A 9,139-nucleotide genomic window follows, 5' to 3' on the forward strand; every position below is an offset into this window, starting at 1 on the left:
GCGAGATCGCGGCCGCCACAGCGGCACGCGGCAGGCAGGTCACGGTGTCGGCGGCCCTCACGAGGTCCACCCCCCGGTGTCGGGACCGGGACCCGGCCCGCGCTCATCGGCGTGCGCACGGTCGGCGCACGAGGTCGCGGCCGTCCCTGCGGCGCGCGGCAGGCGGGTCACGATGTCGGCGGTCCTCACGACGTCCGTCCCCGGGCGTCGAAGTCCTTCATGCGGTCGAGGACCGCTTCGGCGGTCGGGCGGTGCATCTCGTCGACGATGCGGCCGTCCGCGAGGTAGAGGACGCGGTCCGCGTACGAGGCGGCCACCGGGTCGTGCGTGACCATCACGATCGTCTGGCCCAGCTCGTCGACGGAGCGGCGCAGGAAGCCGAGGACCTCGGCGCCCGCGCGCGAGTCGAGGTTTCCGGTCGGCTCGTCACCGAAGATGATCTCCGGCCGGGAGGCCAACGCCCGTGCCACGGCGACGCGTTGCTGCTGTCCGCCGGAGAGCTGCGTGGGCCGGTGCTTCAGGCGCTCGGCGAGCCCCACGGTCTCGACGACCTGGCGCAGCCACGCGGCGTCCGGCTTGCGGCCCGCTATGTCCATCGGGAGCGTGATGTTCTCGATCGCGTTCAGCGTTGGGAGCAGGTTGAACGCCTGGAAGATGAAGCCGATCCGGTCCCGGCGCAGCTTCGTGAGCTTCTTGTCCTTCAGGCCGGTGATCTCGGTCTCGTCGAGGAAGATCTGGCCGGACGTGACCGTGTCCAGGCCCGCCAGGCAGTGCATCAGCGTCGACTTGCCGGAGCCCGACGGGCCCATGATCGCGGTGAACCGGCCGCGGGCGATGTCCACGTCGACGTGGTCGAGCGCGACGACTCGGGTCTCCCCCGTCCCGTACGCCTTCACGAGCTGTCGCGCCCGCGCGGCGACGGCCGAACGCTGTCCAGTGTCCCTGTACCCGGGAATGGTTGCAGCCGTAGTCACGGTAAGTCTCCTAAGTCGGTCACGCGTCGGATGCGTGGGATCAACGCCTTGTGAGGCCAAGTCTGGTGGAGCGGGGTGCCCCGGCGCGTTGTGGAAAAGCCCCGTCTTTTCCGGGGGAAAACCCCACCACCCACACGCTACGAAGGCCCCCGCGCCCGCTCGTCCTCCAACGGGACGAACCGACCCTGCCCCGTTCTACGGAGGTCCCCTTAGGGGAGGTCCACCCCTCGGTGGACCTCTACTCAGGGTCGCCTCCACCCGCATAAGCTCCCGACGTAGATACGTGCAGGGGGAACACATGCAGGGAACCACCGACCGGCGGCGCGGAGCCGTCGTCGCCGCGCTGATGCTGAGCATGGCGCTCGCCGCGCTCGACACGACCATCGTCTCGACCGCGGTGCCGCAGATCGTCGGTGACCTCGGCGGCTTCTCCGTCTTCTCCTGGCTGTTCTCGGGCTATCTGCTCGCGGTCACCGTCACCCTCCCCGTGTACGGGAAGCTCTCGGACACCTTCGGCCGCAAGCCCGTCCTGATCGCGGGCAGCGTGCTGTTCCTGGTCGGCTCGCTGCTGTGCGCGTCCGCGTGGAACATGGGCGCCCTGATCGCCTTCCGGGTGGTGCAGGGCCTGGGCGGCGGCGCGATCCAGGGCACGGTGCAGACGCTGGCCGCCGACCTCTACCCCCTCAAGGAACGCCCCAGGATCCAGGCCAAGTTGTCGACCGTGTGGGCCACTTCGTCGGTCCTGGGCCCGGCGCTCGGCGGGCTGCTCGCCTCGTACGCGGGCTGGCGCTGGATCTTCCTGATCAACCTGCCGGTCGGCGCCGTCGCACTCCTCCTGCTCGTACGGCATCTGCACGAACCCCGGGCGGACCGGGAGGGGGCGGCGCGGCCGCGGATCGACTGGGCGGGCGCGCTCGCGGTGTTCGCGGCCGGCGGGGCGCTGCTGACCTGGCTGGTGCAGGGCGGGGTCGCGTGGGCGTGGGGGTCCGTGCCCTCGATCGCCCTGCTCTGTACGGGAGTTGCGCTCATCGGCGCCGTCTTCGTGATCGAACGGCGGGTGGCCGAGCCGATCCTGCCGGGCTGGGTGTGGCGGCGGCGCACCATCGCGGCGGTCAATCTGACGCTCGGCGCGATGGGCCTGCTGATGGTGGCGCCGACCGCGTTCCTGCCGACGTACGCGCAGTCCGTCCTCGGCCTGTCCCCCACGGCCGCCGGCTTCGTGCTCTCCGTCATGACGCTGAGCTGGCCGATCTCGGCGGCCCTGAGCCAGCACGTGTACCGCAGGATCGGCTTCCGTGACACGGCCGCGATCGGCATGGCGGGGGCGCTGGTGCTGCTCGCCGCGTTCCCGCTGCTGCTGCCGTATCCGGGCGAGGTCTGGCAGCCCGTGCTGCTCAGCCTGCTGCTCGGCGCGGCCCTCGGCCTCTTCCAGCTCCCGCTCATCGTCGGCGTGCAGTCCACGGTCGGCTGGGCGGAGCGCGGCACCGCCACCGCGTCGGTCCTCTTCTACCGGCAGATCGGGCAGACGGTCGGTGCCGCGGTCTTCGGCGCGGTCGCCAACGGGGTGATCTCGGCCCACCTCGGCTCCGGCGCCGACCTCGACTCGGTGGCCCGCGACCCGGGCGCCGACGGGGTGCGCCGGGCGATCGACGCGGCCGTCGACTCGGTGTACGTCGGCGCGGCCTGTGCCGCCGGAGTCGCCCTGCTCGTCCTCCTGACGCTGGCCCCGCGGCGCTTCCCCGTCCTGGAATCGGAGCCTCCCGATCCCCTAGCGGAGACGGGCGGACAAGAAAAGTCATCCACGGCACAAGTCCCCCACCAGCAACACTCACCTCACGTACAAGAAAAGTCGTCCGGCACCGACTGATCGTTCAGCCAAACGCTCCCCAACTCGTCTACCTACGAGTAACGTTCCGGCTCCCCACGCACTCCCTGCGGCCCGCCCAGTCCCCGGCGGGCCCGAGTCACGCAAGGAGAACAGGGATGTCGTACCAGCCGCACCCGTCGCAGCCCTATCCGTTCCAGCCGTACTCCCACCCCCACGCGCACCCCCGCTCGCACCGCCTCCCGCGCCACCCCGACGCCCCCAGCAGCGAACTGCGCCTGCTGCGCACCGCCTATCGCTGGCAGCGCCGCGTCGCCACCCTCACGGCCCTCGGGTACTTCACGCTGTTCCTGCTGCTCTCCGCGTTCGCGCCGGGCCTGATGAACCGCTCGGCCACCGGCGGCCTCTCCACGGGACTGCTCATCGGCCTGTGCCAACTCCCGGTCACCTGCCTGGCGTTGTTCCTCTACGAGTACACGGCGCGACGCCGCGTAGACCCGCTCGTCCACCGCATCCGCCGGCAGCGCCGCAAGGGCGGGGGCTACGCGCGATGACCCCAGGTCCAGCCGTTGCCGCCGCGTCCACCGACGCCATGTCCCTGGTCGCTTTCACGGCGGTGGCCACGATCACGCTCCTGCTGTGCATCATGACCGGCCCCGACCGCGACAGTCTGGAGGAGTTCTACACGGGCTTCGGCCACCTCGGCCCGATCCGCAACGGCCTGGCCATCGCGGGCGACTACATCTCCGCGGCCACCGTCCTCGGCACCGGCGGCGTCATCGCGCTGCTCGGCTACGACGGCGTGGCGCTCGCCCTGAGCACGGCGCTCTCCCTGATGCTGCTGATGTTCCTGCTGGCCGAACCGCTGCGCAACGCGGGCCGGTTCACGATGGGCGACACACTGGCGCGGCGGATGCCGGGCCGCTCCGTACGGATGGCGGCCTGCGCGGCGACGATCGCCGCCCTGATGCCCATCATGCTGGTCCAACTGGCGGGTGCGGGCGACCTGTTGGCGTTCCTGCTCGGCTTCACCAACGAGACCTTCAAGACGGCCTGCGTGATCGCGCTGGGCGGACTCATGATCAGCTACGCGGCGATCGGCGGCATGAAGGGCACCGCCGTCATCCAGATCTTCAAGATCGTGATGCTGCTCGGATCGGGCGCGGTGATCGCCGTACTCGTCCTGCGCCGCTTCGACTGGGACCCCGGAACCCTGCTCACGGCCGCCGCGCGCGGCAGCGGCGCGGGCAACGCCTATCTGACCTCGGGCCTCCAGTTCGCGCACAGCCCCACCCCCCGCCTCGACATGATCACTTCGGAGCTGACGGTGGTCGTCGGCGGGGCCGCGCTGCCGCACGTCACGATGCGCATGTACACCGCCAGGCACGCGCGCGAGGTGCGCCGCTCGATGACCTGGGCGGTGTCCGCGGTCGGCCTCTTCGCCCTGGTCATCTCCGTGGTCGCCTTCGGCGCGACGGCGATGCTGGGCGCCCCGGCGATCGCCCAGGCCGACCGGCAGGGCAACACGGCGTATCTGCTCGGGGCGCGGGCGGTCTTCGGGGCGACGACGAGCACGGGCGAGTCCCTGCTGTTCACCGCCGTCACCACGGCGCTGTTCCTCACGCTCCTCGCCTCGGTCGCGGGCATGATCCTGGCCTGCGCGAACTCCCTCGCGCACGACGTGATCGCTTACAGCAAACGGGAATTGACGGATCGTAAGGAGCTGTCGATCGCCCGGATGTCGGCCCTCGGCGTCGGCGCCTTCGCGATCACCCTCGCCTGCGCGTTCCAGCACCGCAACCTGCAACCGCTGGTCATGCTCTCAATCTGCCTGGGCGCCTCCGCCATCGCCCCGGCCCTCGTCTACAGCCTCTTCTGGCGCCGCTACACGCGCGCGGGCCTGCTGTGGACGCTGCTCGGCGGCACGGTCGCCTGCGCCGTCCTGATGACCGGGACCAACCTGGTGTCGGGATCGCCCACTTCGGCGTTCCCCGGCATGGACTTCAACTGGTTCCCGTTCACGACGACGGGCGTCGTGTCCATCCCGCTGGGCTTCCTGTTCGGCTGGCTCGGCACGGTCCTCACGGACCGGCGCAGGGCCGACACTCAGCGGCAGCAGTACGAGGCCGTGGAGGCGTGGATCCTGGCGGGCTCACCGACGGCACCGGACGCGAGCCCGCGACGCTGAGCGTGCCCCCGGCCGCTACTTGCCGAGCCGCTCCGCCAGCTCGGCACGGCGCGCGAGCACACCGTCCTTCAGCTCCTCCATCTCCCGCAACGCGTCCCGGCGTTCGCGCCCCGCGAGGCGGTCGATGTAGAGGCGGCCGTACAGATGGTCCGTCTCGTGCTGGAGGCAGCGGGCGAAGTAGCCGCGCCCCTCGACGACGATCGGCCTGCCGTCCTTGTCGTGGCCGCGCACGACGGCGTGGTCGGCGCGCGCCACCGACTTGTAGGGGCCCGGCACGGAGAGGCAGCCCTCCATCTCGTCGACGAGTCTGCGTTCCGCCGGGGGCTGCTCGTCGAGTACGGGGTTGCAGATGTGGCCGGTGTGCCGCACGCCCCAGTCGTCCTCCATGTCGTAGACGAACAACTGGAGGTCCACGTCGACCTGGTTGGCGGCGATGGCCGCGCCGTGCGCCACGTGGTTCGTCGCGAACATGTCGTCGATCAGGCGGTCGAGCTCGGGCGTGCCGAAGAGCGCGTCGGTGACCGGTTCGCAGCGGCGCCGCAGCACGTCCTCGCCCACGATTGTGATGCGCCGGACCGCACCGCGCTCCACCTCCGGTGTCAGCTGGCCATCACCCATGTCGACTCAACCTTTCGCATCCGCCCACCACTTGACGACCGCCCAACCCTAACGGTGCGGTCGTCCGCTCCCACGTCACGGGGCTCCGCCCCGGACCCCGCGCCTCAATCGCCGGCGGGGCTTGATCTATCAATCGCCGCGGGGGCTTGATGGATCAAGCCCCTGCGGCGATTGAGCAGCGGGGTCCGGGGCGGAGCCCCGTGGGCGGGTGCCGGGTGGGCGTCACTCGGTCTCGGCGGGGGCCTTGCCCGTGAGGGTGGCCAGGGAGGCGCGGACGTGCTCCATGTGGGCGCGGAGCTCCTCGCGCTGCTCCTCGTGGCCCTCCAGCACGCTCTCCGTCTCCCGCTCGATCCGCTCCGCACGCGCGCGTGCCTGCGCGAGCAGCTCCGCGGCCGAGGCCTCCGCGTCCTCCTGGCCGTGCCGCGCCTCCTCCTCGGCCTCACCGAGCGTCCGCTTCGCCTCGGACAGGCGCTCCTCGGCCTCGGCGACGGCGCCCGCCTCCCACGCCTCGGACGCGGCCACCTGCTCGGCCGCCTCCCGGTCCGCCTCTTCGGTCCGCTCGGTGTGCTCCTTGGCCTGGTCGGCGAGGTTCGCGTCCGTGCGCTCACGCATCTCGCGCAGCACCGCGAGGGCCTCGCCCCGCATCTCCTTCACGTCGCGCCGGGCGGACACCCGGATGTCGTCGGCCTCGGCCTGCCCGGCCGCGAGGCGCCGCTGCGCGTACTCCTCCGCCTTGCCGCGCACCTCGTCGGAGTGCGCCTGCGCGTCGTCACGCGCCTCGTCGGCCGCCGCCCGCGCGGCATCGGCCTCGGCCTGGGCGTCGGCCAGCGCGGCGGCGCGCACGGCGGTGTCCTCCTCCTCGGCCAGCTCAAGGAGGTACTGGGCCCGCTTGCCGAGCGTCTCGTACGTCTGCGGGGCGAGGTTCGTGACGGCCTCGCGCAGCCGCTCGGCCTCCTGCTCCATCTCCTTGGCGAGGACCGTCAGACGCGCGGCCCGCTCCCAGGCCTCGTCCCGTTCCCCGGAGAGCGTGGCGGCCGCGGCCTCCACCTGCTCGGTCCTGTACCCCCGGCCCCGTACGACGACGAAGCCGTACTGCGACGACTCCGCTCCACCCGCACCGCTCATCTGGATCCCCTCTCCGGCAAGGCACCGACCGGCACCGGCAAGCCCGATCTACGACATTTTGCGCGATTGGCGCACATCTTGATGGAACAACCGGAGGCGGCCACATTCCGACACACGTGACACTCAGGTCGATCCACTCGGTCCAGGATGCGTCAATTGCCGCCGAAAGTCGGAATCGCCTTGTCCTCGCGCAGTGCGGTGAAGAGCTGATCGGCCTCGCTCTCGTTCCACATCACCACGTCCCCGACCCCTGAAACATTGGGCTCACTGCCCACAGGAACGGTCGTCGTCGAGGCCGGATCGGACATCTTCACACCCATGTTCGCCAGCGCGGCGATCCCGGTGCCCTCGTCGACGACCAGCGCGTCCAGCGCGGCACTCACGAACGGGATCAGCTTCCACGGCGGCACCAGCACCCCCGGGCTGAGCGCCTTGGCGGCGATCGCGTCCACGAGCTGCTGCTGCCGCTTGACCCGGCCCAGGTCGCCGGTCGGGTCGGAGTAGCGGGCGCGCGCGTACTGCAGGGCCTGCGTGCCGTTCATCGTCTGACAGCCCCCGTCGAAGTCGGCACCCGACTTCTCGTCGTGCAGGCCGCCGTCGGCCACACAGATCTCGACCCCGCCGAGCGAGTCGACGACGTCGACGAGGCCCAGGAAGCTGACCTCCGCGTAGTGGTCCATGCGCAGCCCCGTCGACTGCTCCACGGTCTGCGTGAGCAGCTTCGCGCCGCCCACCGAGTACGCGTAATTGATCTTGTTCTTGCCGTACCCGGGGATCGAGACGTACGAGTCGCGCGGGATCGAGACGAGATACGGACCGTTGTCCCCGTAGTGCAGCACCATGATCGTGTCGGTGCGATTTCCCTCGTCGTTGCCGACGTGCAGGTCCTTGCGCTGTTCGGGCGTCAGGTTCTCCCGCGAGTCCGAACCGACCAGCAGCCAGTTCGTGCCCGCGCCCGCCGCCGGCCGGCCGTCGTAGTCGCTGAACGCGTCCGTCGTCTGAAGCCGCGAACCCGCCCAGAAATACAGGCCGACGCCGTACGCGACGAGCACCACGAGGACGACGAGCAGGGTCAGCGCGACCCTCTTGGGCCAGCGCCGCCGCGGCCGCGGCGTCCGCACCGTCGTCGGCTCACTCCACTCACCTGCCATGTGCGCATGATCGGGGCGCCCGGCCCGTCCCGCAGGTCGAGCGCCCCCTCAGAGCCTATGAGCAGAGCCGTACGCGGCTGCCTACAACAGGCCGTCCCACATCTGCTCGAGCAGCACCGACCACCAGGTCTCGGGCGAGCCGAGCGCCGCGGAGTCGATCGCGCTGAGCTCCGCCTGGAAGTCGACGGTCCAGCGGCCCGCCTGCTCCTGGTTGAGCCCGAAGCGCAGCCGCCACATCCGGCCGAGCAGCGCGATGGAGCGGGCGAACTCCGGCAGCCCGCTGTTCACGAACTGCGGCGGCGCCGGGGTGCCGTCGGGCCCCGCCTCCACCGGCACGGCCACGATGTTCGCCGTCCCGTACTGCACGCACAGCGCCTTGCCGAAGTCGCTGCCCATCACGAGGTACGAGCCCGCGTCCGACGCCGCCTGCACGCCACGCTCCTGCGCCAGCTCGGCGAGCGTCGGCACGGGGCGGCCCGGCTGGGCCTGCGCCCAGAAGAACGGCCCGAAGTCGGCGGGCAGCCCCGCGACGACGAGCGTGTGCGCCACGGTGTCCGGGACGCCCTGCCGCGACACGGCCCGCTGGTCGAACCGGAACACACCGGGCCCGAACGCCGCCGCCAGCTCCTGCGCGATCGCCTCCGGCGCGGCCGGGGGCGCGGGTTGCGCGGGGTGCAGCGGGGCGCGCACCGGGGCCGAGCGCTCCGGGCCGTCGGCGACCTGGTGCAGCTCGCCCTGGTGCGCGAGGAGCTGCTGCATGCCCTGCTGGCGGCTCGCGTGATCGGTGCCGTACGGCGCGATCGAGGTGATCCGCGCCTGCGGCCACTGCTCCTTGATCATGCGCGAGCAGTACGCGCCGGGCAGCGAGCAGGACTCCAGCTCCGTGTGGAGTTCGAGTACCTGGTCAGGCGGCACGTTCATGCCGCGCAGCTCGTGGAAGATCTGCCACTCCGGGTGCGGCGTCCCCGGCGCGGACCGCCGGATGAGCTGCTGCTCGGACCCGTCGGGAGCGCGGTACCGCAGCACGGCCTGATACCCGGGCCCCACGGTCGGCTGCCCCGTCGGCTGGGCGGGCTGCTGAGGTTGCTGCGGCTGCGGATACCCGTACGCCGCCGGGGGCGGGCCGGGAATCTGCTGACCGGGAGCGGGCGGGGGCATGGGGCCGGGCGGCGCCGCGCCAGGAGGCGGCGGGGGCTGGTGGCCACCGGGAGCGCCGGGCGGCGGGGGCGGGCCGGGAGGCGGCGCGCCGGGGCCGGAG

General features: G+C 71.7%; 8 protein-coding genes. 3 read left to right on the forward strand and 5 right to left on the reverse strand.

Going from position 1 to position 9,139, the window contains the following annotated elements; translation table 11 throughout:
* Positions 1 to 185: 185 nt before the first annotated feature.
* The gene (locus OKJ99_RS26105) at positions 186 to 974 is read right to left on the reverse strand and encodes an ABC transporter ATP-binding protein (RefSeq protein ID WP_326019974.1); all 789 of its coding nucleotides are present in this window, start codon (positions 972 to 974) and stop codon (positions 186 to 188) included.
* Between the two features lie 298 nt (positions 975 to 1,272).
* Here OKJ99_RS26105 and OKJ99_RS26110 point away from each other — a divergent pair, with 298 nt between their 5' ends.
* The 3 genes from OKJ99_RS26110 to OKJ99_RS26120 all read left to right on the forward strand — a co-directional run bounded on the left by OKJ99_RS26110 (position 1,273) and on the right by OKJ99_RS26120 (position 4,987).
* On the forward strand, positions 1,273 to 2,841 hold the full coding sequence (locus OKJ99_RS26110) for an MDR family MFS transporter (RefSeq protein WP_326019975.1): 1,569 nt from the start codon (positions 1,273 to 1,275) through the stop codon (positions 2,839 to 2,841).
* Between the two features lie 116 nt (positions 2,842 to 2,957).
* Positions 2,958 to 3,353, forward strand: coding sequence for a DUF485 domain-containing protein (locus OKJ99_RS26115; protein WP_326019976.1), 396 nt, complete (start codon positions 2,958 to 2,960; stop codon positions 3,351 to 3,353).
* A complete protein-coding gene (locus OKJ99_RS26120; protein WP_326019977.1) occupies positions 3,350 to 4,987 on the forward strand; it encodes a sodium/solute symporter in 1,638 nt (545 codons plus the stop codon). Before OKJ99_RS26115 ends, OKJ99_RS26120 begins: the two co-directional genes overlap by 4 nt.
* Positions 4,988 to 5,002: 15 nt before the next feature.
* Here OKJ99_RS26120 and def read toward each other — a convergent pair whose 3' ends face one another.
* The 4 genes from def to OKJ99_RS26140 form a co-directional block, all read right to left on the reverse strand.
* The gene (gene def, locus OKJ99_RS26125) at positions 5,003 to 5,605 is read right to left on the reverse strand and encodes a peptide deformylase (RefSeq protein WP_326019978.1); all 603 of its coding nucleotides are present in this window, start codon (positions 5,603 to 5,605) and stop codon (positions 5,003 to 5,005) included.
* 222 nt (positions 5,606 to 5,827) lie between these two features.
* Entirely contained in the window at positions 5,828 to 6,730 is a 903-nt protein-coding gene (locus tag OKJ99_RS26130; RefSeq protein ID WP_326019979.1) for a coiled-coil domain-containing protein, read from the reverse strand.
* A gap of 152 nt (positions 6,731 to 6,882) precedes the next feature.
* The gene (locus OKJ99_RS26135; RefSeq protein ID WP_326019980.1) at positions 6,883 to 7,881 is read right to left on the reverse strand and encodes an LCP family protein; all 999 of its coding nucleotides are present in this window, start codon (positions 7,879 to 7,881) and stop codon (positions 6,883 to 6,885) included.
* Between the two features lie 81 nt (positions 7,882 to 7,962).
* Positions 7,963 to 9,139 (reverse strand): SUKH-4 family immunity protein (locus tag OKJ99_RS26140; protein ID WP_326019981.1); only part of this gene is annotated, 1,177 nt, incomplete at its 5' end.

Origin of the sequence: Streptomyces endophyticus (assembly GCF_035798155.1) — a bacterium.
Classification (GTDB): domain Bacteria; phylum Actinomycetota; class Actinomycetes; order Streptomycetales; family Streptomycetaceae; genus Streptomyces; species Streptomyces endophyticus.